Annotated in this window: 20 protein-coding genes; 8 read left to right on the forward strand and 12 right to left on the reverse strand. The window is 59.1% G+C overall.

The window, feature by feature from the left end; all coding sequences use genetic code 11:
* Positions 1-148: 148 nt before the first annotated feature.
* Complete coding sequence (locus ABTV22_RS05190; RefSeq protein WP_433738866.1) at positions 149-1,525, forward strand: multicopper oxidase family protein; 1,377 nt, start codon at positions 149-151, stop codon at positions 1,523-1,525.
* Positions 1,525-2,022, forward strand: a complete 498-nt coding sequence (gene tadA, locus ABTV22_RS05195; protein WP_433738867.1) for a tRNA adenosine(34) deaminase TadA — start codon at positions 1,525-1,527, stop codon at positions 2,020-2,022. The genes ABTV22_RS05190 and tadA overlap by 1 nt, the downstream gene beginning before the upstream one ends.
* A gap of 110 nt (positions 2,023-2,132) precedes the next feature.
* Here tadA and cmoB read toward each other — a convergent pair whose 3' ends face one another.
* From cmoB to ABTV22_RS05245, 10 genes are all read right to left on the reverse strand, one after another.
* Complete coding sequence (gene cmoB / locus ABTV22_RS05200; protein WP_433738868.1) at positions 2,133-3,089, reverse strand: tRNA 5-methoxyuridine(34)/uridine 5-oxyacetic acid(34) synthase CmoB; 957 nt, start codon at positions 3,087-3,089, stop codon at positions 2,133-2,135.
* Positions 3,086-3,829 (reverse strand): carboxy-S-adenosyl-L-methionine synthase CmoA, encoded by a 744-nt coding sequence (gene cmoA / locus ABTV22_RS05205; RefSeq protein ID WP_433738869.1) that lies wholly within the window; start codon positions 3,827-3,829, stop codon positions 3,086-3,088. The genes cmoB and cmoA overlap by 4 nt, the downstream gene beginning before the upstream one ends.
* A gap of 163 nt (positions 3,830-3,992) precedes the next feature.
* Positions 3,993-4,634, reverse strand: coding sequence for a lysoplasmalogenase (locus ABTV22_RS05210; RefSeq protein WP_433738870.1), 642 nt, complete (start codon positions 4,632-4,634; stop codon positions 3,993-3,995).
* A gap of 2 nt (positions 4,635-4,636) precedes the next feature.
* A complete protein-coding gene (locus ABTV22_RS05215) occupies positions 4,637-5,029 on the reverse strand; it encodes a protease inhibitor I42 family protein (RefSeq protein ID WP_433738871.1) in 393 nt (130 codons plus the stop codon).
* A gap of 199 nt (positions 5,030-5,228) precedes the next feature.
* Positions 5,229-7,646 carry an endopeptidase La gene (lon, locus tag ABTV22_RS05220; protein ID WP_433738872.1) on the reverse strand — a complete coding sequence of 806 codons (2,418 nt, stop codon included), beginning with the start codon at positions 7,644-7,646 and terminating at the stop codon, positions 5,229-5,231.
* Between the two features lie 161 nt (positions 7,647-7,807).
* Positions 7,808-8,809, reverse strand: a complete 1,002-nt coding sequence (mvaD, locus tag ABTV22_RS05225) for a diphosphomevalonate decarboxylase (RefSeq protein ID WP_433738873.1) — start codon at positions 8,807-8,809, stop codon at positions 7,808-7,810.
* A complete protein-coding gene (locus ABTV22_RS05230) occupies positions 8,806-9,822 on the reverse strand; it encodes a mevalonate kinase family protein (protein ID WP_433738874.1) in 1,017 nt (338 codons plus the stop codon). Before ABTV22_RS05230 ends, mvaD begins: the two co-directional genes overlap by 4 nt.
* A 45-nt stretch (positions 9,823-9,867) precedes the next feature.
* A complete protein-coding gene (locus ABTV22_RS05235) occupies positions 9,868-11,094 on the reverse strand; it encodes a hydroxymethylglutaryl-CoA reductase (RefSeq protein WP_433738875.1) in 1,227 nt (408 codons plus the stop codon).
* A gap of 214 nt (positions 11,095-11,308) precedes the next feature.
* Positions 11,309-13,717: a glucose/quinate/shikimate family membrane-bound PQQ-dependent dehydrogenase gene (locus ABTV22_RS05240; protein ID WP_433738876.1), complete on the reverse strand. Its 2,409-nt coding sequence runs from the start codon at positions 13,715-13,717 to the stop codon at positions 11,309-11,311.
* 204 nt (positions 13,718-13,921) lie between these two features.
* On the reverse strand, positions 13,922-15,304 hold the full coding sequence (locus tag ABTV22_RS05245; protein ID WP_433738877.1) for a carbohydrate porin: 1,383 nt from the start codon (positions 15,302-15,304) through the stop codon (positions 13,922-13,924).
* A gap of 356 nt (positions 15,305-15,660) precedes the next feature.
* Here ABTV22_RS05245 and ABTV22_RS05250 point away from each other — a divergent pair, with 356 nt between their 5' ends.
* Together ABTV22_RS05250 and ABTV22_RS05255 are read left to right on the forward strand one after the other, a co-directional pair.
* Positions 15,661-15,891 (forward strand): VF530 family DNA-binding protein, encoded by a 231-nt coding sequence (locus ABTV22_RS05250; RefSeq protein ID WP_433738878.1) that lies wholly within the window; start codon positions 15,661-15,663, stop codon positions 15,889-15,891.
* Between the two features lie 2 nt (positions 15,892-15,893).
* Positions 15,894-16,529, forward strand: coding sequence for a Pr6Pr family membrane protein (locus tag ABTV22_RS05255; RefSeq protein WP_433738879.1), 636 nt, complete (start codon positions 15,894-15,896; stop codon positions 16,527-16,529).
* Between the two features lie 83 nt (positions 16,530-16,612).
* Here ABTV22_RS05255 and ABTV22_RS05260 read toward each other — a convergent pair whose 3' ends face one another.
* Both ABTV22_RS05260 and ABTV22_RS05265 read right to left on the reverse strand, forming a co-directional pair.
* Positions 16,613-17,404, reverse strand: coding sequence for a siderophore-interacting protein (locus ABTV22_RS05260; RefSeq protein ID WP_433738880.1), 792 nt, complete (start codon positions 17,402-17,404; stop codon positions 16,613-16,615).
* Positions 17,401-17,976, reverse strand: a complete 576-nt coding sequence (locus ABTV22_RS05265) for a PadR family transcriptional regulator (RefSeq protein ID WP_433738881.1) — start codon at positions 17,974-17,976, stop codon at positions 17,401-17,403. Before ABTV22_RS05265 ends, ABTV22_RS05260 begins: the two co-directional genes overlap by 4 nt.
* Before the next feature lie 513 nt (positions 17,977-18,489).
* Here ABTV22_RS05265 and ABTV22_RS05270 point away from each other — a divergent pair.
* The 4 genes from ABTV22_RS05270 to ABTV22_RS05285 all read left to right on the forward strand — a co-directional run bounded on the left by ABTV22_RS05270 (position 18,490) and on the right by ABTV22_RS05285 (position 22,988).
* Entirely contained in the window at positions 18,490-18,993 is a 504-nt protein-coding gene (locus ABTV22_RS05270) for a CS1 type fimbrial major subunit (protein ID WP_433738882.1), read from the forward strand.
* A gap of 119 nt (positions 18,994-19,112) precedes the next feature.
* Complete coding sequence (locus ABTV22_RS05275) at positions 19,113-21,635, forward strand: CS1-pili formation C-terminal domain-containing protein (protein ID WP_433738883.1); 2,523 nt, start codon at positions 19,113-19,115, stop codon at positions 21,633-21,635.
* A gap of 70 nt (positions 21,636-21,705) precedes the next feature.
* Positions 21,706-22,446: a molecular chaperone gene (locus tag ABTV22_RS05280; RefSeq protein ID WP_433738884.1), complete on the forward strand. Its 741-nt coding sequence runs from the start codon at positions 21,706-21,708 to the stop codon at positions 22,444-22,446.
* 53 nt (positions 22,447-22,499) lie between these two features.
* On the forward strand, positions 22,500-22,988 hold the full coding sequence (locus ABTV22_RS05285) for a CS1 type fimbrial major subunit (RefSeq protein WP_433738885.1): 489 nt from the start codon (positions 22,500-22,502) through the stop codon (positions 22,986-22,988).
* Positions 22,989-23,060 lie beyond the last annotated feature (72 nt).

Genomic DNA, 23,060 nt, shown 5'->3' on the forward strand with positions numbered 1-23,060 from the left:
ACCGCCAGGCACCATCCGTTGCGGTGTAATGCCGGCCCAGACTGTGACCATCCGCCGCGCTACTCTTACTGTTTCGCAACCGCAGGTGTATCGTATTCGCCTTTTGCAGGCGCGATGCCTGTCGCTGATACGTGAGGTAGTTGAGTTCATGTCCTTTACCCGTCGCCAAATCCTCGGTGGCCTGGCCGGTCTTGTTGTCGTTGGCGTGGGAGCGGGCGGCGCGTCGCGTTACTGGCTGGGCAAGAGAGCCGACGCCGAGGCGGGGCACGATTACGAGTTGATTGCCGCGCCGCTGGACGTCGAACTGGTGGCAGGGCACAAGACCCAGGCCTGGGCGTTCGGCCCGTCGGCGCCGGGTACCGAGTTGCGCGTGCGTCAGGGTGAATGGCTGCGGGTGCGTTTCATCAACCACTTGCCAGTGGCGACGACCATTCACTGGCACGGTATTCGCCTGCCGCTGGAAATGGACGGTGTGCCTTACGTTTCGCAATTGCCGGTGCTTCCGGGTGAATACTTCGACTACAAGTTCCGCGTGCCCGATGCCGGCAGTTACTGGTATCACCCGCACGTGAACAGCAGCGAAGAGCTTGGCCGTGGCTTGGTGGGACCGTTGATTGTCGAAGAGCGCGAGCCGACCGGTTTCAAGTATGAAAAGACCTTGAGCCTCAAGAGTTGGCATGTCGATGAAGTGGGCAATTTCGTCGAGTTCAGCATTCCCCGGGAAGCGGCCCGTGGCGGTACGGCAGGGCGCCTGGCGACGATCAACGGCGTGTCGCAAGCGGTCATCGACTTGCCCGCTGGGCAGATCACTCGAGTACGTCTGCTCAACCTCGATAACACCTTGACCTATCGCCTGAACATTCCCGGCGTCGAAGCGCAAATCTATGCACTGGACGGCAACCCCATCGAGCCGCGCCCGCTCGGCAAGGAGTACTGGCTCGGGCCCGGCATGCGTATTTGCCTGGCGATCAAGGCACCGCCGGCCGGTGAAGAGTTATCCCTGCGCAACGGCCCGGTGCGCCTGGGCACCTTTCGTTCGGTGGCCAACAATGACGCGCCGACCGAGTGGCCACCGGCGCTGCCCGCTAACCCGGTGGCTGAGCCGGACCTGGCCAATGCCGAGAAACTCAACTTCAATTTCGAATGGGTCGGTTCGGTGTCGGTCAACGTCGACAACGGTAAGCCACCCAGCCTGTGGCAGATCAACGGCAAGGCCTGGGACATCACCGACAAGACCTGCGCCGACCGACCGATTGCCAAGCTCGAAAAGGGCAAGAGCTACATTTTCGAATTGAAAAACATGACCCAGTACCAGCATCCTGTCCACCTGCACGGTATGACTTTCAAGGTCATCGCCTCCAACCGGCACAAGGTCATTCCGTATTTCACCGACACCTATCTGCTGGGCAAGAACGAGCGCGCGCAAGTGGCGTTGGTGGCGGATAACCCTGGGGTGTGGATGTTCCATTGCCACGTGATTGACCATATGGAAACCGGCCTGATGGCCGCCATCGAGGTGGCGTGATGCGTCAGATTCGACCCGCTGCCATCATCGACCGCAGCCGCGACCGTGACTTCATGCGCGAAGCCCTGGCCCTGGCTGCCCAAGGTGCCGCGCTTGGCGAAGTGCCCGTGGGCGCGGTGCTGGTGCAGGGCGGTGAGATCATCGGCCGAGGATTCAATTGCCCGATCAGTGGCAGCGACCCCAGCGCCCATGCCGAGATGGTTGCGATCCGCGCCGCGGCCCAGGCCGTGAGCAACTATCGTCTGCCGGGTAGCACGCTGTATGTGACGCTGGAGCCGTGCAGCATGTGCGCCGGGCTGATTGTGCACTCGCGGATTGCACGGGTGGTGTACGGCGCGCTGGAGCCCAAGGCCGGGATTGTGCAGAGCCAGGGACAGTTTTTTACCCAGGGCTTTTTGAATCACCGGGTGTTGTATGAGGGTGGGGTGTTGGCGGAGGAATGCGGGGCTGTTTTAAGCGAGTTCTTCAAGGCCCGCCGCGCCAAGCCCACCGACTGAACACCACCCCTGTAGGAGCCGGCTTGCTGGCGATGACGGCCTTTCAGTCAACGACGATGTTGAATGTCAGACCGCTATCGCGAGCAAGCTCAGCTCCTACAGTTTTGTGGTTATTTGCGGGCGACGATGACAGCGCGCATCGGCGCTGGCAGGCCTTCGATGGTCTTGCTGTGATCTTCTGGATCGAGGAAGTCGCTGAGCGACTGATACTTCATCCACTCCGTCCCGCGCTGTTCTTCGACCGTGGTCACGCTCACATCCACGCATTTCACGTCAGTAAACCCGGCACGGCGCAGCCACAATTCCAGCGCCGGCACCGAAGGCAGGAACCACACGTTGCGCATCTGTGCATAACGGTCTTCCGGCACCAGCACCTGATGTTTGTCACCTTCGACCACCAGGGTTTCGAGCACCAGTTCACCGCCCTTGACCAGGCAATCCTTCAGCGCCAGCAAGTGCTCGATCGGTGAGCGACGGTGATAGAAAACACCCATGGAAAACACAGTGTCGAAGCCTTCGAGGTTCGGCGGCAGGTCTTCGAACGGAAACGGCAAGTGCCAGGCATTAGGCTCTGACAGGTAGCGCTGTACGGCCTGGAATTGACAGAAAAACAGCCAGTTCGGATCGACACCGATCACGCTGTCGGCACCGGCACCGAGCATGCGCCACATGTAGTAGCCGTTGCCGCAGCCGACATCGAGGATGCGCTTGCCCTTCAAATCCAGATGCGGCGCGACCCGCGACCACTTCCAGTCCGAACGCCATTCGGTATCGACGTGCACGCCGAACAGGTCGAACGGACCCTTGCGCCATGGCGACAAGCCCATCAACGCCGTGCGCATTTGCGCGCGGGTTTCATCGTCGCAATCGGTGTCCAGTTTCAGTCCGTTGAGCAGATCGACTTCGCTCGGCTGGATCTTCGGCAAGGCATCCAGCGCGCTTTGCCAGCGCTCCAGGTCGCCGTGACCCTTTTCCATTTTCTTGTCGAGTTGCGCTTGCAGGGTGTTGGCCCAATCGGCCAGCGGTGTGCCGGCCAGACGGCGGGCGAGGGGGGACAGATCAATCATGGCAAGGCAATCAACGAGGCAAAGTTAAGACACTGGAACCATGGCACGACTTTCGAGAACCCGGCGGCCAGCAGGCGTTCGCGGTGTTCTTCGAGGCTGTCGGGCTTCATGACGTTTTCGATGGCACTGCGCTTCTGGGCGATTTCCAGTTCGCTGTAGCCGTTGGCGCGCTTGAAGGCGATGTGCAGGTCGGTGAGTAGCGCATGTTCCTGTTCGTCTTCAAAACGCAGCTTTTCCGAGAGAATCAGCGCACCGCCGGGCAGCAGCGATTGGCGGATGCGGCCGAGCAACGCCAGGCGCTGGTCCGGGGCAATGAATTGCAGGGTGAAGTTCAACGCCACCACCGAGGCGGGCTGAAAATCGAGTGCGAGGATGTCGCCCTCGATCACGTCCACCGGCAGCAGCTCCTGGAACATCGAATCCTGACCGTTGAGGTATTCGCGGCAGCGCTCGACCATGGCGGCAGAGTTATCCACAGCGATGACGCGGCAGCCATCGGTGCGCACATGTCGACGCAGTGCCTGAGTCACCGCGCCCAGGGACGAACCGAGGTCGTAGAGCACGCTGCCCGGCTGGGCGAATTGCGCGGCAAGCACGCCGAGGTTTTCCACGATGGTCGGATAACCTGGCACCGAGCGCTTGATCATGTCCGGAAACACCCGCACCACGTCCTCGTTAAAGGCGAAGTCAGGCACCTGGGCCAATGGCTGGGCGAAAAGGCGATCGGATTCTTTGCTCACGGCGGTTCCGGCGGTGTCGATGAAAAGGCCGGCATTTTAGCCAAGTTGGCGAGGGGATGCGCGGGTTGTCTGATAAACCGCAAAATCAAAAGATCGCAGCCTTCGGCAGCTCCTACATTGGAGCGCGGTCTCTGTAGGAGCTGCCGAAGGCTGCGATCTTTTCTCAGACTGAATGCGATTCCCGGGTGAACGCCGACGCGGTAATCCCCCATTGCCCCAGCCAGTAACTGAGGATGATCACATAGGGCGCGGCATCGAACGGCACCACAAAACGGCTGATACCAATCACGCTGTCCGAGAACACAAAGCCCACCGCACCCGCCGCCGCCAGCAGCGCCGAACGCCGGGGCACATCGGTGCCGAGCCGCGCCAGGGCTCGCCAGAGCATGGCGCTGATGGCCAAACCGTAGACGATCACCGGGATCAGCAGTGGCCCCAACCCGTGGGAAATCAGAATCCCCAGCAGCACGACGCCCACACTCAAGGCGATGAGCAACGGCAGCAGCGCCAACCGCCGGCAATCGCTTAAATAGGCTTTCAGATAAGCCAGATGCGCCACTAGAAACGCGCCCAAGCCAAACACGAACAAGTCCCCCGGCCACGCCAGCAACACATCGCCGATCAGGGAGAAGATCAAGCCGAGGCTGATCCAGTGGCGATAGTCGCTGGGCGGTGCGTCATGCAGCCAGCCGAGCAGGGCCAGGACGGGCATCGGTTTGACCAGCAGACAGAGCAGCGAAGCGTGCACGCTGAGGCCGTAGAGGAAGGTCACCGCGCCCATCAGCGCCAGGATCAGCCAGCCCACGATCAGTTAACCGAGATCGCGCAGTCGAAGGACTCCACCGGCAGTACTTCGGGCGCCCAGGGCTGTTGCGAGGTCAGGCGCAAACGTCCGGTGCCGGGGGCGAATGCCTGGAAACGCCAGGTGGAAACGCCGGCGGCGCCGACTACTCCGGCATCTTCGGGGTTGCGATACACCTCAGGGCCCAACGAACGTAATACGCCACCGGCCGAATCCTGAATGGCCCAACGGTAGCCCGTGGTCGGGTTGCTCGGTAGGGTCAGAATCAGGTTTTGCCCACTGGTGAGTTTCACCGGGCATTCGCTTTGTTTTTCCACGGTCACGTTGTGTTTCGGTTGCGTGGCGCAGGCGGCCAGCAGCGCGAAGGCGAGTGGGACGAACAGGCGAGTGGGGGACATAAGGTCAGGGGCTCCAGCGTTCACGACGAACGGCGAGCATAACTTAAGATGAGACAAAATGTGACAGCAGCCAGGTATCGGCGTCGTCAGTGCCGACGCCTTCGCCAGCAAGCCGGCTCCTACAAATTTTGTGCGTTCATACAAAACCTGTAGGAGCTGGCTTGCCGGCGATGGCGATAGAGCAGGCGCTAGAGAACTGTCAGAACAACACCTTCGCCACATCGGCAAACCGCTTGGCGAAATGCACGGTAATCCCTTCCTTCAGATACTCCGGCAACTCCTCGAAATTCCCACGATTGGCCTCCGGCAAAATCAGCTCGAAAATCTTCTGCCGCCGCGCCGCAATCACCTTCTCGCGCACACCGCCAATGGGCAGTACATGCCCGGTCAGGGTCAATTCGCCAGTCATCGCCACCCCTTTTTTCGGCGGCTGGTTGCGGGCGAGCGACAGCAAGGCACTGGCCATGGTCACGCCAGCGCTCGGGCCGTCTTTTGGCGTCGCACCTTCCGGCACGTGCAGGTGCACGAAAGCTTCGTCGAAGAACTTCGGATCGCCGCCGAACGACTTCAGGTGCGAGCTGACGTAGCTGTAGGCGATCTCCGCCGACTCCTTCATCACATCGCCCAATTGCCCGGTGAGTTTGAAGCCGCGGTTGAGGGTATGAATACGTGTCGCTTCGATCGGCAAGGTGGCGCCGCCCATGCTGGTCCAGGCAAGCCCTGTGATGACGCCGATACCGGACAGCACCTGCTCGTTGCGGAACACCGGATGGCCGAGGGAGGCTTCCAGGTCTTTGGGGCCAAGCTTGATGACGGCATTGGGGTCGTCGATCAGCTTCATCACGGCCTTGCGCACCAGTTTGCCCATCTGTTTTTCCAGCTGACGCACACCGGCTTCACGGGCGTAGCCGTCAATCAGAGCCTTCAAGGCGGTGTCACTGATGGAAAGGCTTCCCTTGGACACCCCGGCCTTTTCCAGCAACTTGGGCCACAGGTGACGCTTGGCGATAGCGACTTTTTCTTCAGTGATGTAGCCCGACAGGCGAATCACTTCCATCCGATCCAGCAGCGGGCCGGGAATCGAATCCAGGGTGTTGGCGGTGCAAACAAACAGCACTTTCGACAGGTCCATCCGCAAGTCGAGGTAGTGATCGAGGAATTCGACGTTCTGCTCCGGATCGAGGGTTTCCAGCAGCGCCGAGGCCGGGTCGCCCTGGTAGCTTTGGCCCATCTTGTCGATCTCGTCGAGCATGATCACCGGGTTCATCACTTCGACGTCTTTGAGCGCCTGCACCAGTTTGCCCGGCTGTGCGCCGATGTAGGTGCGGCGATGCCCCTTGATTTCGGCCTCGTCGCGCATGCCCCCGAGGCTGAAGCGATAGAACGGCCGCCCCAGGGATTCGGCGATGGACTTGCCAACGCTGGTCTTGCCCACGCCTGGTGGTCCCACCAGCAACACGATGGAGCCGCTGATTTCGCCCTTGTAAGCGCCCACCGCGAGGAATTCGAGGATGCGATCCTTGATGTCATCGAGGCCCGCGTGGTGTTTATCCAGCACCTTGCGTGCGTGTTTGAGGTCGAGTTTGTCCTCGCCGTACACGCCCCACGGCACCGAGGTCGCCCAGTCGAGGTAGTTGCGGGTGACTGCGTATTCGGGCGAGCCGGTCTCGAGGATCGACAGCTTGTTCATCTCTTCTTCGATGCGCTTCTGCGCCTGCGACGACAGCACCTTGCCGGTCAACCGCTGTTCGAACTGTTCGAGGTCGGCGCTGCGGTCGTCCTTCGTAAGACCGAGCTCCTGCTGGATGACCTTGAGCTGTTCCTTGAGGAAAAATTCGCGCTGATGTTCGCCGATCTTGCGGTTCACTTCGGCGGAGATTTCTTTCTGCAGGCGCGCGACTTCGACTTCCTTGCGCAGCATCGGCAAGACTTTTTCCATGCGCTTGAGCATTGGCACGCAGTCGAGCACTTCCTGAAGATCATTGCCGGTGGCCGAGGTGAGCGCGGCAGCGAAGTCGGTCAGCGGCGACGGATCGTTGGGGCTGAAGCGGTTGAGGTAATTCTTCAGCTCTTCGCTGTACAGCGGATTGAGCGGCAGCAGTTCCTTGATCGCGTTGATCAGCGCCATGCCGTAGGCCTTGACCTCATCAGTCGGCTCGGTGGGCTGGTGCGGGTATTCGACTTCCACCAGATACGGTGGGCGATGGTGCTTGAGCCAGGTCTTGAGGCGTACGCGGGTCAGGCCCTGGGCGACGAATTGCAGTTTTCCGTTCTCACGGCTGGCGTGGTGCACCTTGACCAGCGTGCCGTACAGCGGCAGGGCCGAGGTGTCGAAGTGGCGCGGGTCTTCCTGGGGCGTGTCCATGTAGAACAGGGCCAGGGAGTGGTGTTCGGACTTGGCCACCAGATCCAACGTTTCCGCCCAGGGCTCTTCATTGACGATGACCGGCAGCACCTGGGCCGGGAAGAACGGTCGGTTGTGGATCGGGATGATATAGACCTTGTCCGGCAGATTCTGGCCGGGCAGGGCCAGGCCTTTGCCGGTGGTGTGATGCGGGGTGTTTTCCGGATCGGCGTATTCACTCGGGTCTTCGGGGAATTCCTGCTGGTCGCTCATTTGGGCACCTGCGCAATGGGTATGGGTCTTAGATGGGGCAGGTTGGCGGTGGTTTCAACGGTCATTTTCTGCGAAGTGGTGTTTCGAAGGTGTGTCCAGCAGGAATTCAGGTTAGCTGGATTTTGACGCGATACCTGACCTCGAGAGGTCCCGGTGGTCACTTAAAACAGATGATGATCCAGTTGGCGGGGGCCGTCGCCAACCTGATCGAAGATCCAGCGGACGATGCCTGGCAGGTTGCTCAGGGCTGCGAAAACCAGGGACCGATGTTGCTCTGTACACAGCACGTGGACATTGGGGCCAGCGTCCATCGTGGCGCACACCTGCAATCCTTCGCCACGCAGTTGTCGTACCCGCTCCAGGATCGCCAGTGTTGTCGGTTGCCAATAGAACACCGGTGGTTGGGACGTCATGGCGATCATGTGCAGCTCAATGGCTTCGCGTTCTACCGCGTCGGCCAATGCATTGAAGTCACGGTTGAGGATGGCCCGGCGCACGGTGTTCAGACGCTGCGGCAACAGGTCCAGACGAGTCGGGTAAAAAGCGCTGCTGGCGGCGAGGTGATGACCCTGACGGGAACTGACTTTCTTGTGCCTGGTGTCGACCACGGCAATCAGGTCATGCAGTGACCAGTGATGCGCCGGTGCGAATTGTTGCGCCGGTCCGGCGAGTTGCCGGGCATCGCCGGGCCATTGCACAAATCCACCGAACGTTGACCTCGCCGCCGAACCGGAGCCGGACAGGCGTGCCAGTTCACTGATGCGAGTGCCGTCGAACGCTTGATCGCAGTGCAGCGCAAAAGCCATGGCCAAGGCACTGAAGCCTGCTGCCGACGATGCGATTCCAACACCGGTCGGAAAGCTGTTGCTGGTAGCGATGCGCAGTGGTTGCCAGTGATCGAAGTGCTGGCGCAGTTGCCCCACGTGATATTCGATACCGAAACGCAGTGAGGCATTGGCGGGCACCAGCTTGCCTTCGCGGGTTCTCCACAGGATCTCATCGGTTGTGCCTGCGCTCAGCGATTCGATTGTGCACAGACTGACGCATTGGCTCAGTGTCATCGACAACGAAGCATTGTTGGGCAGCGTCCGTTGTTCATCGCTCATGCCCCAGTACTTGATCAACGCAATGTTGCTGGGCGAGGAGACGCTGACAGGGTTCATTGCTCGCTGACCTGCAGGCCACTGACGGCCAGTGCTGCATCGATCCTTTGGTAACGCTCAAGTGCCGGCAACCCCGGTGCGCCCACTACCAGCAGCGCACCGGCACTCTTTCCGCACAACGCTCCGGCCCCACAGACCTTTGCCGCGCCGCCGGCCTTTTCGATGGCGCGTATCACGTCGGCAACGGCTGGCGGTACGACGCCAAGCTTTTCCAGATCGGCTTCATAGTCGCGTAACACGGTCTTGAGTGTTTCAGGCAACGGACGTGTTTGCTGCATCAACGAGCAAAAGCGCTCAGTGTTGCGACGCATGCTCGCCAGCAGAGGGTTGCCATCGCCTGCCAGTTTGTGCCGGGTGGCGGCGATGACTTGCCCGGTACTCTCGCGGGCGGGACCCGTGTGATAGATCTGCAACCCATGCAGTACGCTCAGGCTTTCGTCGGGCCATGGCAGGAGATTGAAACCACCTTCCCCGTTGGCACGCCCCTCGAGCACTGAGCCATGCAAACTGGTGTTGTGGTCGATACCCGAAGGCTGGCCATGTACGTAGCGTTCAAGGGTTTGCGCCAGGGATTGCACTGTATTTTCCATCGTTGGCAGCCGAAAGAATCGCAGCAGTGCCGCGGCCAACGTAACGGCCAGAGCGCCGGAGCTGCCGAATCCTGCATCGACAGGAATCTGCGAGTGCACCCGCAGGGAGAAACCGCGCCAGTCTTGCGGTTCCAACCTGAGCAGGATTTCTCCAATGGCGCATTTGATCGGGTGATCAAGGTCGCTGCCTTTGACCTGAGCAAAAGTCTCGGACGTCGGGTCGCCCCTATAGCGCTGCCACGCCTGACGCACCTGCTGGGTGTAGTCGACCAGTTGGAGAGGGTCGTAAACCCGCTGGATCGCCAGGTCGGGTAATTTCAGTTCAATCTGTCTGTCGCGACGTGGATGTACCCGCACATTGCAATACAACCCCACGGAACTGGCGATTACGGGGCATCCATGCAATGCGGCGTGCTCACCCATCAAAATGATTTTTCCCGGTGCGCTCGCTTGAATGGCAATCACCCTTCAACGCCCCAGTTTCACGTGAGCATCGACCAGTTGATGAGAAGCCTGCGCCGCCATGATGGACAGCTCACCCGCCAGAACCAGGGCGCCGAGTATTTCCGCCAGGCGCCGTGTATCCGTCCCGGCGTTTTTCTCGCCAGGAACAATGCCCATCAACGCCAAGGCTTCCGATTGCGTGCCCAGACCTGTGCCACCACCGATCGTGCCCAAGGGCGTGTCCGGCAATAAAACCGAGGCGTAAACGGCACCATGCTCGCGGGCTTCGACGCAGGTGATGCCGATGGCACTTTCAGCCACCTGGGCAACGTCCTGGCCGGTAGCGATGAAAAACGCGGCAAGAATGTTGGCATGGTGGGCGTTGCAACCAATCGCCCCGGCCATGGCCGAGCCCAGCAGGTTTTTCCGGTATTGAAGCTCACACAGCGCGGGTGCGTCGGTTTTCAAAATATCGCGCAGAATATCGGCACTCAGGAGTGCTTCGGCATAAATGCGCTTGCCGCGACCGTTGAGGAAATTGACCGCAGTCGGCTTTTTATCGGTGCAGTAATTTCCGGAAATGCTGATGCAGCGCACGCCCGTCGCCGGACTGATCAGTTGAGTGACAGCACGGTCACAGGCGATGCTCGCCATGTTCATACCCATGGCATCGCCGGTGTGGAAGCGAAAGCGCAGGTAAATCGAGGTCCCGACCACGGCGGGTTCAATGTCTTGCAAGCAAAGATGGACGCTGTCCTCTTCGCAGAGCTGCTTGATTTCCTTGTAGTGGTCGCGGATCCAGGCCAGGAATGCTTGGGTTTGCACAATTCCATTGGAACAAAACACCGGTGCCCGGGTGATGCCGATCTCCTCCACCCGAACCATGGCGCCACCGGCGGCACGCACGGCACTGCACCCGCGGGAGACACTGGCGATCAACGCCCCTTCGGTGGTGGCCAGCGGTGCAAATACCTGTTCGCAGGCCGTGATCGCTTGTCCATTGACTTGCAGCGGCCCGACGACCCCCACCGGGACCTGAATGGCCCCGATGAAGTTCTCGCATTTGGCGGGTTTCGCATCGAAGGTGTAGCTGCCGATGGTCTCCAGAGTCGTTCCGCTGATGCGCTGCAGGGCCTCACGCCGGATGAAGGCGGCTTCATCGCGGGAGAACGCCTTTGGCAGCTGGTGGAGTCTTATTTCACCTTCTGCCAGCGCCTCGATCCAGTCAGGGGCATTTCGGGGGGGAAGCATCCTTTGCACCTCAGTTCGAGTCAGTAAGCACGGTGTTGTGCGTACGATCGAGGATGAGCAGAAAGGGGTCAGGCAGCTACTGTCAGAGTTGACAGGTTTTTAGATCATTTGGCGATTGAGGCGCTGTCGGCAAATGTTCTCGATTCCAGGCGGCACAGACGAAAAAAGGCGACGCCTGTGAGGGCGTCGCCTTTGGTTTTACTGCCGTTACAACTTACTCGGACAGTTTGTACGCAATCACATAGTCACCCTGCTTGGTGCCCAGCGAGCCGTGACCGCCGGCCACGACCAGCACGTATTGCTTGCCGTCCTTGCCTGTGTAGGTCATTGGCGTGGTTTGCGCGCCGGCCGGCAGGCGGCCTTCCCACAGTTGCTTGCCGTTTTTCACGTCATAGGCGCGCAGGAACTGGTCGAGGGTGCCGCTGAGGAAGCCGACGCCACCGGCGGTGGTGGAGGTGCCGCCCAGGCTTGGCACGCCCATGCTCAGGGGAATTGGAACCGGCGAGCTGTCGCGCACGGTGCCGTTCTTGTGCATCCAGATGGTTTTATGGGTGGTCAGGTCGACCGCGGCCACGTAGCCCCAGGCCGGTGCCTGGCACGGCAGGCCCATGGGCGACAACAACGGCTCGAGTACCACGCCGTACGGCGCGCCTTTGTTTGGCTGGACGCCTTCAGTTTCACTTTTACGCGGACCCTGGGCGGCGATTTCTGCTGCCGGGATCATTTTCGATTTGAACGCCATCCAGTCCGGGTTCACGAATGCGATCTGACGCACCGGATCAACCGAGATGCCGCCCCAGTCGAACACACCGAAATTGCCTGGGTACACGATCGAACCTTGCAGCGATGGCGGGGTGAACGGGCCGTCGTAGCGCATGGATTTGAAGGTGATCCGGCACACCAGTTGGTCGAACGGCGTAACACCCCACATGTCGCGTTCTTTCAGCGGCGGTGGCATGAAGTTGAGGTCGGATTTTGGTTGGGTCGGCGAGGTGTGGTCGCCTTCCACCGCGCCTTGCGGCACCGGCACTTCATTGATCGGCACGATAGCCTGGCCGGTGTTGCGGTCCAGCACGTAGATGCTGCCTTGCTTGGTGGAGGCGAGTACCGCTTGCTTCACGCCATCCGCGGTTTTGAGGTCCATCAGGGTCGGCTGGCCGCCGACGTCCATGTCCCACAGGTCGTGGTGGGTGAACTGGAAGTGCCAGCGCACTTTACCGGTGGCGATGTCCAGGGCAGTCAGGCCGGCGGCGTGCAGTTCCGATTCAGGGGTGCGTGCACCACCAAACTGGTCTGGCGTCTGGTTGCCCATCGGCAGGTAGAGCAGGCCGAGTTTTTCATCGACGGCGAACAGGGACCACATGTTCGGCGAGTTGCGGGTGTAGGTCTTGCCTTCGGCAATCGGTGTTGTTTCGTCCGGGTTGCCGCTGTCCCAGTTCCACACCAGTTTGCCGGTGTGCACGTCGAACGCGCGGATCACGCCGCTTGGCTCGTCGGTGGAGACGTTGTCGGTGACGTGGCCGCCAATCACCACCAGGTCCTTGGTGACTGCGGGCGGCGAGGTGGAGTAGTAACCACCGGCCGTGAAGCCGCCGATGTTGGCGCGCAGGTCGACCTGGCCCTTGTCGCCGAAGTCTTCGCACATCTTGCCGGTGTCGGCATTGAGGGCGATCAGGCGGGTGTCGGCGGTCGGCAGGAAGATGCGACGCGGGCAGAGGCTGGCCACCGGTGCGCTGGCGCTACCGGTCGGGCTTTGCTCGGAGGCATACACGGCGTCATCGTGATAGGTCACGCCACGGCAGGTCATGTGCGCCCAGCCCTTGAAGTTCGCCGCGTTCTGCGTGGAGAGCTTCGGATCGAATCGCCAGATTTCCTTGCCGGTGTCCGGGTCCAGTGCAATCACCTGGCTGTGCGGGGTGCACACGTAGAGCATGCCGTTGACTTTCAGCGGGGTGTTTTCGGCAGTGGTTTCGCCCGGGTCGTTCGGCCCTGGCAGGTCGCCCGTGCGGTAGGTCCAGGCCGGCACCAGTTTGTGCACGTTCTGCGGGGTGATCTGCGCCAGTGGCGAGTAACGATCACCGTGAGCGCTGCGGCCGTAGGAGTTCCAGTCGCCGTCCGGCATGGCCGGTGCGGTGTTGGTCATGCCAGGGACGCTGTCGCGGTCCAGTTGACCCTTGATTTCACCAGGGTTGGTGAATTGGCTGGCCAGTGCCGCGGCACCCGCGACCACCACGGCCACGCTCAGGGCGCCGGTGCCCAGTGGTGCAGCGCCTGCGCGCAACAACGGACGACGGAACCACGGCAGCAGCATGACGATGCCCAGGGCGAACAGCATCGCCAGGCGCGGCACCAGTTGCCACCAATCGAGGCCGACTTCCCACAAGGCCCACACGGTGCTGGCGAACAGCACCAGCGCGTACAGGCCCAGCGCAGCGCGGCGGGCGGCGATCAGCAGGATGCCGGTCAGCGCCAGACCGATACCGGCCAGCAGGTAATACAGCGAGCCGCCGAGCAGGCTCAGCTTGATCCCCCCGGCCAGCATGGCCAGGCCCATTAGCAGAAGCAGGATGCCGAGCAGGCTCGGCAGCAGACGGCTTCGACTCAAAGCACCATCAGTGCTCATAGTGTGGTTCTCCGTGACGTTTCAAGTAGTCCCGCGCAAGTTCACTGTAGATGATGATCCTGAGCGGGCATGGTTCAGATAAAAGCTGGTGCAGTCCCTGTAGGAGCCGGCTTGCTGGCGATAGCGGTATGTCAGCTAGCGTAAATGCCTGCTGATGCACCGCTATCGCCAGCAAGCCGGCTCCTACGGGTTTTGCGGTTTTCTTTAGAACTGTGACTGGATCTTGATCCCACCAATCAACGCATCGTCGACGTCGTCCACACCACCGGGGTGGCGGATGTATTGCAGGTTCGGGCGCACGGTCAGCCAGTTCGTGACGTGCACGCCGTAATAGAGTTCGGCGCTGTATTCGGTGTCCTGGGGTGGCAGGAACGAGGGATCGTCGTAGTCGAATACCCCGTGGGCCTGATTGATCGCCTCGGCATTCTTGCGATACGCCGGGTTGACGTGCACACGAGCCATGGCAAAGCCGATGTCGTCCTTGGCACGGGCGTCGAACAGGCCCTTGTAGACCATGCCGGCCTGGACGTAGTTGTCGATGGCGTTGGTCTTCTTGTCGTGCATCGTGCCGTTGGCGAACAGGCTCAAGCCCCGGCTGTGATCGCTGGCAACGCTGCTCACTTGTTGCTGGAGGCCGAGCCACATACCGTGCTTGCTCGAGGCACTGCGGTACGCCTCACCGCTCAGGGCGGCGGGCTGGCCATTGCTGTCCTTGTAGACATCGGTGGCGTTGGCAGTGCTGTAGTAGTAACCGGCGCGATACTCGCCCGGCAGGCCATTGAGCTTGGGCGTCCACACCAGTTCCACCGGCAGGATCGCGCCCTGGGTGCCGCTACCGCTGAGCTTGAAACCATTGTTGCGATCGAGGTTAGAAGGGTTCTGCTCGTAGGCGCCAACCTGTGCGTAAAGCTCAGGCGTCAGGTGATATTTGACCCGCAGCGCCCACTGGCTGACTGGCCAGTTGTACCAGATGTCGCCCGCCCAGTTACCGACCTGGGAGCCACAGAACGCCAGGTTCTGGAAGTCGCAGGGGAAGCTGTTGAAATCTTCGCCTTCACCGAAACGGCCGGCCTTGATGTCCAGCTTCTGATCAAAGAATTTCTGCTGGTACCACATCTGCGTCAGGCGCCAGGTCTGGCCACGACCCCAGACTTCCTGGGCCGAAGTGAAGCCGCCGACACGCGGATCATTGATGCGGTCATTGCTGATGTTGTTGCCGCTGCGCTCAGTGACGGTCAACTGAAATTCCGCGTCGTCCCAGCCGAGGATCTTCTGCAAGTCCATGTGGGTGCCGAAGCCGAACTGGTCGCTGTAGCGGGCGGTGCGGTCGTGGTCGTAGCCACCGTGCAGATTGCTGCCCATCTCGCCGGTGTAGTCGACCTTGAAGTCGTAGCCTTTTTCCGCGAGCTCAGTGCGCGTGCCGTTCCAGTCGCCGAGCATCCAGGGTGATTCGCTATCGAAGGCCGGGGCGGCGTGGACGCAGGTGGCGAGGCTGAACAGGGTGAACCCACCAAGCAGGCTCAGGGAGTTACGGCGAGTGACAGGCAGTAAGACAGCGCTGTCTTGCGACAATCGAAAATCAGGCATAGAGAGGAAATTCTTGATCTTTTTCTGGGAGGTAAACGGAAACGAAAGGCGGAAGAGGTTGCAGAAGCGTTTCAGCAAGGTGCGTGCGTAAGGATAATGTTCTGTTACAAATAGAGGAAGGGCTTTTACTGACATGCATCCTTTCGGATTTGGTAACAGTGCCTGTTTGTCGTAGGAGCGAGGCTTGCCCGCGAAGGCATTCTCGAGATCGCTTTCGCGGGCAAGTCGGGTCGCCGCATTGCTCGCTCCTACGGATAGCTATCAGTTCACCTACATTTATTGCATAGCCCTTCCACCTCATCACCCCCTCGGCTAAGGTGCGCGGCTTCCTATCCCTACAACGCTGAAGGCCCGGCATGACCGAACACAACCACGACCCGCTGCACGGCGTCACCCTGGAGCAAATCCTCCGTGCTCTGGTTGAGCATTACGAATGGTCGGGGCTGGCCGAGCGCATCGATATCCGCTGCTTCAAGAGTGACCCGAGCATTAAGTCGAGCCTGACGTTCCTGCGCAAAACCCCGTGGGCGCGGGAGAAGGTCGAACGCTTGTACGTGAAGTTGATGCGCACCAAGCGTCCGCTCTGAACATGGTCAAACAATCAGTCGCACGGCGTCGTTTTGTGGCCGTGGCTGCCGTCCTCGGCTGGGCCGGATTGAGCATTCAGATGTACCTGATTTTTCATTCTCGGTGGACACTGGCGGCCAGTCTGTTGGGCGGGTTGGTGAGCTTTTTCAGCTATTTCACCGTACTGAGCAACACGCTGGTGGCAACGGTGTTGACCTGTGAACTGACGTCCCGGGAATCTGCCGCACGGCGCTGGTTCTTGCAGCCGTGGGTCAGCAGCGGGATTGCCGTGAGCATCGCGCTGGTCGGCCTGGCGTACAACTTGTTGCTGCGCCATTTATGGCACCCCGAAGGCTGGCAGTGGCTGGCCGATGAACTGCTGCACGACATTGTGCCGCTGCTGTTTCTGGTCTATTGGTGGTGCTGGGTGCCCAAGGGCACATTGCGGCTAAGGCATATCCCGTTGTGGGCGATTTATCCGCTGGTGTACTTCGCCTATGTGCTGTTGCGCGGGCATTTGCTGGCCACGTACCCGTATCCGTTCATTGATGTGGATAAGCTGGGTTATCCACAGGTGTTTATCAATGCAGCCGGGTTGTTGATGGGGTTTGTGGGGATTGCACTTGGGGTGATCGGACTGGATCGGTGGCGGCGCTGATTGAAAAGATCGCAGCCTGCGGCAGCTCCTACCTAGGAATGCGTACCCTGTAGGAGCTGCCGCAGGCTGCGATCTTTTAGTGCTTATTCTTCGTCGCTGTCACCCAGCCGCCAGTAGCCCACCGCCTTGACGAACTGATCATCCAGCCCGTGCTCATCCAGCAACACCCGGCGAATCTGCCGAGACACCTTGCTCTCGGTCGCCACCCAGGCATATAGGCTGCCGTCGGGCACCTGGATCTGACGCACGGTCGTCAGCAAATGATCCTTGCCCCCTTCGCGCAGCACCCAGATCACATTCACCTGGGCTGCACTCTCCAGCACTTGCTGCTCCTTGCCGTTCTCCACTTCGATAACCACCAAGGCACGCCGGTTGGCCGCCAGGCCTTCGAGGCGCCGAGCGATGGCGGGCAGGGCGGTTTCGTCGCCGATCAGCAGGTAGCTGTCGAAGATGTCCGGCACGATCATTGAGCCCCGGGGACCGCCAATGTGCAGGAATTGTCCGGGTTGAGCCTGTTCGGCCCAAGTCGAAGCAGGGCCGTCACCGTGAAGGACGAAATCGATGTCCAGCTCCAGCGTGTTCAGGTCGTAGCGACGAGGCGTGTAGTCACGCATTGCAGGCATCGGCCCCTCGTTTTTGCCGGCCCCAAGTACCAGGTTTTCCAGCGCTGCCTGTTCCGCCGCGTTTTGCGGGAACAGCAATTTGACGTGGTCGTCGGTGCCGAGGCTGATGAAGCCCGCCAGTTCAGGCCCGCCCAGGGTAATGCGGCGCATGCGCGGGGTCAGGTCGACCACCCGCAGCACTTGCAGGCGGCGGCGTTTGATCTCGTGCATGACACGGTGAATGGTTTGGGAAGGATCGATAACGTCGGTCATTCGTCGGTCTCCTGGGCAGATTGAACGGCGGGGCCGTCGACGATGGCTTTGGCGGTGTTATTGAGCAGGTCGCGCACCCGCAGGATTTCTTCGGGGCTCCAGCGGCCGTGGTGCATTTGCAAGGCGTGTCGCAGGTTATGCACCGCCTCATGGATTTCGGGTGGACGGTCATGGCCACGTAGCGAGCGCTTGCTGACCTCGATGCGCATGCGCACGCCATCCAATGCAATCGCCTGTTCGCTCAGCGAAAGGCGTCCGGCGTCAGTCACGCTGTAGCGTTTTTTCCCGCCTTCGGCATCACCCGTAATCATTTCGCTTTCTTCAAGGAACGTCAGGGTCGGGTAGATCACGCCGGGGCTGGGGCTGTAGGCGCCGTCGAACATGCCTTCGATCTGACGAATCAGGTCGTAGCCATGGCAGGGCTGCTCGGCGATCAGCGCCAGCAGCAGCAATTTCAGGTCACCGGGGGCGAAAACACGGGGCCCGCGGCCGCCGCGCTCGCGACCGGGCCGCCTTTCGAAGCCGTCGCGGCCGTCACCGTGTTCTCGGTGGGGGGAATGATGGTCTCTCATTTTTTGCTTTCTCTCGTCACGTTTAGATACAACGTAAGATATATCTTGTGATGAAAGCAAGGCTTTTGTTGAGAATGACTTTCATCGCTCGACGAATGGCGGTCGGCAGGGTGACGAAAATCATGAGTCGGTCAACGATTTTTCATTTCCGAGTTTTTTCAGGTGGGATATCTTCAAGGTTAAAGCGATTACTCTAAATGATTAGGCTTATGTCCTAAAGTAAAGCGATGTTCCCGGATTCATTGCTCGATATTGCTGTATGGTTTTTATCTTGTAATTGTGTGTAGGGTGAAGCTTACAGTTACAAACTTACTTGTTTGTTCTTTGTTGTTTTTTCGTACTTGTCATGTGCCTTTTGAACTACACAGTCAGGTGAGTTTTCCTGCTTACTTTCCAGAATGAACAGTCGATCATGCGCCGGCGTTGAAAGTCCAAACCAATACAACCCTTAGCAAGTAAGCGTTGTTTGAACTTTTAATGAATCGATCCTTTCAAGAAAACAGGAACTGAATAATGTTCAAGAAATTCGCAATCGCTGCTCCACTGGCTGTTCTGGCTCTTAACTCTTCGATGGCTTTTGCAGAAGGCGAAGCGCGTCACGCCATCAATCTGGTCGCTTCGATTCCTACGAATGTTTTCCATGTATTGCCAGTGGACCCTGATTTGATCGTCAAGGATCAACGCTTGAGCTACGACCCGATTGCCGATCAACTGAGCACTTTGCGTGCGCAGTTCGATACAAAAAATACCAACGGTTCGATTCACGCAATGCTCGAGGAAGAGGCCTACCTGTCCAATGGCGTCCTCACAGACAAGATTCCATTGTCCGTGACGTTCAATGGCAAGGCGCTGAACAACTCCACGGCGGTGGAAGTGGTCGGTGACGCGGAGTCCATCCCAGGCAAGCGTGTCGAACTGTTGGTCGCTCCCACCAAGCCAACGTCCGGTGGCTACAAGGCAGGTGAGTACACCGGTGTCGTCGCCATGCGCTTCGATGCGATGCTTCCTACTCCTTGATGTTGCTTGAAGCCCGATGAGAGCAAGTCTCATCGGGTATTCATGACCGGTCGACAGGTTAATGCCTGTCGACCGGGTTCTTTACAGTCTCGATTGTTAAAACTCAGAGTATTTCGTTCATGTTCCCGATGACTCCCATCGCGGCTGCGCTTGCACTTTTTATTTGCGCAAACGCACTGGCTGCGCCAACTAACAATGGCACGACACCTCGAGGTTTGCTGGCCCAGGCCAAAGGTTTACCGGCGGACTTCGAAGAACACTTCTTCGATGTGCCATTGGCTGTTCGGGTGGAACTGGATCAACAACTTTTGGGTGAGGCGATGATCGTGCTGACGCGCGATGATCGAATTACCCTGCTGGAATTTTCCGACGTGGGCGACAGTAATATTTCTAGTGGCGAACGGGAAATATGGGCCACCTATTTAAAGAAAGGTGTGGCCCTTGGCGCGTGCCAGGGCAGTTGCCCGGAACAGATGTTGGCCGTGCACTACAACCTGCAGAACTCATTGGTCTCGATAGTCACCGAAAACGCCGAACGCAATACCGAAACCAAGCGGTACTACGATTTGCCGGAGGACGGCAGCACTGGCTTGATCGTACGCAATCAGCTCAATCTCAATGGTGGCCAGGAACAGGACCTTGGCGGACGTTATGGCCTTGAGGCCAGCAGCAGCCTGGGCAACTGGACCCAGAGTCTGAACATGCAACTCGCCCGCCTGGGTGGCCCGGACGACACGCTCTATCACGCCGTGCACGAGCTTTATACCCAGCGCGAACTTGAAGGCAACTTCTTGCGCCTTGGCTACTTCACCCCCAACTCCGAAGGCCTGAGTCGGCAACCGCGCTCGTTCGGCGCTAGCCCCGACACGGCGGCAGGCGTGATGTACGGCAGCTCCGACAGCCTGGCCATCAACAGCCCAAAACCCAGTGTTTACCCCATCTATGTCACCGCCAACCGTCAGGCATCGGTCGAGATTTTTCGCAACGGCTTGCTGATCAATAGTCAGCCGGTCGATGCCGGGATGCAAACCCTGGACACCCGACCTTTGCCCGGTGGTATCTACGAAGTGGAAGTGCGCCTGATCGAAGATGGCCAGATCACCTCCACCACACAGGAGCTGGTGTACAAACCGACCAACTGGCGGGGCCACGACAGCCGCTGGCGCTACAACCTGTTCGCCGGACAGGAAAGCAAGTTGCTCAGCAACTGGGATGAGCAGGCCTATGGCGACATGACTGCCGGTGCCGCCGTCAATTTCCTGCTGCACCCCCGGGTGATTCTCGGGGTCTCGGGACGGCAGGTACGGGACAAGATGCAATACGGCACCTCGGTCGACTGGACCCTGGCCAACAACACCAGTTTGTTCGCCAACGTCTATGAGACCGAAGACCATGGCACTGGCATGGACCTGCAGGCGATGTACAACTATGGCGACGGCAGCGTATTTGCCACCCACAACCGCAGTTGGCTAGACACCACCAATACCTATGAAACCCTGCCTGATGGCACACGGGTGCGTCAGCGCAATGTATTTATCGGCCAGACCAGCTCGTCGTCGTTGTCGGTCAATCACCGGGTGAACAGCAGGAATTCGATCAATGGACGCGTTTCCCACAGTGATGGCAACACCGAAGGCGTAGGCGTTGACCTGGGCTGGACTCAGCGCGGCAACTTGTTCGGCAGCGATGCCAATTGGCGCTTCTCGGTCTTCGATCGCCCCGGTAGTTTCAGCAGTGGCGATCAACGCAATCGCGGCGTCGACTTAAGCGTTAGCCTGGCGCTGGGCGGGCCGGGTGAGCAGTGGTCCGGCAGCATCGGCACACGCACCTCCCGTGACGGTGGCCGCGACAATAACGCCTCGCTCACCTATCGCAAGGACTTGCAGGATCATGTACTGCAAAACGTCTCTGCCACAGCGATTACCGATACCTACGGTGTAGGTCTTTCCGGCACCGCCAATTTTCGCAATGACGCCATCAATGGCGATGCTTTCGTCCAGCGCTCCTCCTTCAATGACAACCTTACCGGTGGTTTGAACTTTGACAGCACCGTTGCCATTGGCGACCAGCAATGGGTCATGACAAGTCAGCATCAAGGCTCCGGCGCCGGGATGATCGTCGACGTCGAGTCCGACCTTGAGGACATTGCCTTGCGTGCCGACGACTTGAGCGGCGGCAGCGCCAGCCTGCGACCAGGGCGCAACTTTATCCCGATCACTGCCTACAAGAGCAGCTCGGTGAGTTTCGATTTCGAGGGCAACCACCCGCCAGCTGCCAGCATCCAGCCGCCACGCACCCGCTATCACTTGAACAAGGGTGGTGTGGACTACCGCAAGATCACCGTCAGTAAGACCCTGACCGTCCTAGGTCGCCTGGTCGACCCCCAAGGCAAACCGCTCAAGGGCCATCACGTCATCAACCACGCCAGCCGTGGCGTCAGCGAAGTCGACGGGTTCTTCTCCATGGAAATGAACGCCGGCTCCCCGACCCTGGAAGTGCGTCACGGCAATCAGTTGTTGTGCCAGTTCCGTCTCGATACGAGCAATGCACGCAGTGAAAACAACGTGTTGATGATCGGGGATTTGCGTTGTACGCCAGAAACCTTGGCGGGCACGACTTTAAAAGATGGAAGCGCGGGTTGAACGGCAGTTGATTAATTGCAGGCGTTAAAAGCCGATTTTATTTTCAGTTCATCTTTCAGGGTTTGAATTTATGAAGCGTTTACTGACGGTGTTTGGATTTACTCTGTTCTCCAATGTTGTGTTTGCAGGGCCGCAGATCAATGTCGGAGTTGTCTACGACTATCTAGATGGCGACAAGAGCACATTCTTGAAACGGGTCTTCAATGGCGGCGACAGCACGGCATTCGTGAAGGTCAATATTCTCGAAATTGTCTATGACGCTGATGGAACGTCGCGGGAAATTCCGCTCAGCACGCAAGCTGATGCCAGCGCTCGCGATGGCTTGATGGCGAGCCCGGCCAGACTGATCGTACCGGCCAACGGTATGCAGGGCACACGCTTGTTGTATATGGGCGAACGGGAAAAAGAGCGCTATTTCCGTGTGCGCTTCGTGCCGGTGGTGCCGGAAAAGGAAGATGAGTTCGCGGTGACCGCCGAGGAGCGGGAAGACTACAAAAAAGGCCTATCGGCCGGGGTGAACGTACTGGCCGGGTATGGAACGATCTTCTTTGTGCGACCCAAAGACACACGCTACGACAGTGTGATCAACGACGCCCCTGGCAAATACGAAGTTCGTAACAACGGCAATACCGTCGTGGTGATCGATGAGTTCAAGGACTGCTCGGTTAAAAAAGAGACGGAATGTCAGCCGACCACCAAACATCACATCATGGCGGGCAAGACTTTTCAGTTCGACAAGCAGTCCGGCCGTGAATACCGGTTCACTTTGATCGAAGGTTCAGCGACGAAGAAGCTCGAAGTAAAGGGATAACGCCGTTTCATTTCTTGTTCCGTGCATCCACGTGAAAGTAACAGGTGTCAAACATGTTTAAGTCAATAATGACGGCGACCTCAATGGTGCTCCTGACTTTGGTCAGCACCTGCGTATTCGCCATTAGAATAAGTGAAACCTTTGAAGTGTCGGTCACTATTCCTACTGCGGCATTTCATGTCATTCCCTCTGATCCCGACTGGATTCACCGGGAACAACGTTTGCCCTGGAATCCCGTAACTTCAGAGCTCAGCCCGCTGCGTAAATACTTCGACGTCAAAAACGAAAATGGTGCGATAGCGGCTCGCCTGCGATTCGAACCCTACCTGAGCAATGGCAGGGATGGCGAAGACATTCCTTTGAAAGTCATGTTCAACAATAAAAGGCTCACCCTCGATCCTGATGAAGTTATCTCGGAAACGGATGGCAGGACCGGTAAGCGCGTCGGCCTGGAAATCGCCGCTGTAAAGCCGGGTGGTGGTTATAAGCCCGGTGATTATTACGGCAGTGTGCACATGATTTTTGAAGCGGTTGCACCTTGAAAAAGGTCGGTCATGCCCCAGTCGGGATCTCAGTTTTTATCTGTCGTCATCCTCGAATGGTGTCGTGGATAC

Origin of the sequence: Pseudomonas putida (assembly GCF_050990305.1) — a bacterium.
Taxonomy (GTDB): domain Bacteria; phylum Pseudomonadota; class Gammaproteobacteria; order Pseudomonadales; family Pseudomonadaceae; genus Aquipseudomonas; species Aquipseudomonas putida_AH.

Coding starts and splice junctions, on each gene's coding strand:
- ABTV22_RS05255 (WP_433738879.1), top strand. CDS start 15,894: ATGGTCAAACAATCAGTCGCACGGCGTCGTTTTGTGGCCGTGGCTGCC.
- ABTV22_RS05230 (WP_433738874.1), bottom strand. CDS start 9,822: ATGGGTGAGCACGCCGCATTGCATGGATGCCCCGTAATCGCCAGTTCC.
- tadA (WP_433738867.1), top strand. CDS start 1,525: ATGCGTCAGATTCGACCCGCTGCCATCATCGACCGCAGCCGCGACCGT.
- ABTV22_RS05240 (WP_433738876.1), bottom strand. CDS start 13,717: ATGAGCACTGATGGTGCTTTGAGTCGAAGCCGTCTGCTGCCGAGCCTG.
- ABTV22_RS05250 (WP_433738878.1), top strand. CDS start 15,661: ATGACCGAACACAACCACGACCCGCTGCACGGCGTCACCCTGGAGCAA.
- ABTV22_RS05245 (WP_433738877.1), bottom strand. CDS start 15,304: ATGCCTGATTTTCGATTGTCGCAAGACAGCGCTGTCTTACTGCCTGTC.
- ABTV22_RS05190 (WP_433738866.1), top strand. CDS start 149: ATGTCCTTTACCCGTCGCCAAATCCTCGGTGGCCTGGCCGGTCTTGTT.
- ABTV22_RS05285 (WP_433738885.1), top strand. CDS start 22,500: ATGTTTAAGTCAATAATGACGGCGACCTCAATGGTGCTCCTGACTTTG.
- lon (WP_433738872.1), bottom strand. CDS start 7,646: ATGAGCGACCAGCAGGAATTCCCCGAAGACCCGAGTGAATACGCCGAT.
- mvaD (WP_433738873.1), bottom strand. CDS start 8,809: ATGAACCCTGTCAGCGTCTCCTCGCCCAGCAACATTGCGTTGATCAAG.
- ABTV22_RS05215 (WP_433738871.1), bottom strand. CDS start 5,029: ATGTCCCCCACTCGCCTGTTCGTCCCACTCGCCTTCGCGCTGCTGGCC.
- ABTV22_RS05235 (WP_433738875.1), bottom strand. CDS start 11,094: ATGCTTCCCCCCCGAAATGCCCCTGACTGGATCGAGGCGCTGGCAGAA.
- ABTV22_RS05280 (WP_433738884.1), top strand. CDS start 21,706: ATGAAGCGTTTACTGACGGTGTTTGGATTTACTCTGTTCTCCAATGTT.
- cmoB (WP_433738868.1), bottom strand. CDS start 3,089: ATGATTGATCTGTCCCCCCTCGCCCGCCGTCTGGCCGGCACACCGCTG.
- ABTV22_RS05270 (WP_433738882.1), top strand. CDS start 18,490: ATGTTCAAGAAATTCGCAATCGCTGCTCCACTGGCTGTTCTGGCTCTT.
- ABTV22_RS05275 (WP_433738883.1), top strand. CDS start 19,113: ATGTTCCCGATGACTCCCATCGCGGCTGCGCTTGCACTTTTTATTTGC.
- ABTV22_RS05265 (WP_433738881.1), bottom strand. CDS start 17,976: ATGAGAGACCATCATTCCCCCCACCGAGAACACGGTGACGGCCGCGAC.
- ABTV22_RS05260 (WP_433738880.1), bottom strand. CDS start 17,404: ATGACCGACGTTATCGATCCTTCCCAAACCATTCACCGTGTCATGCAC.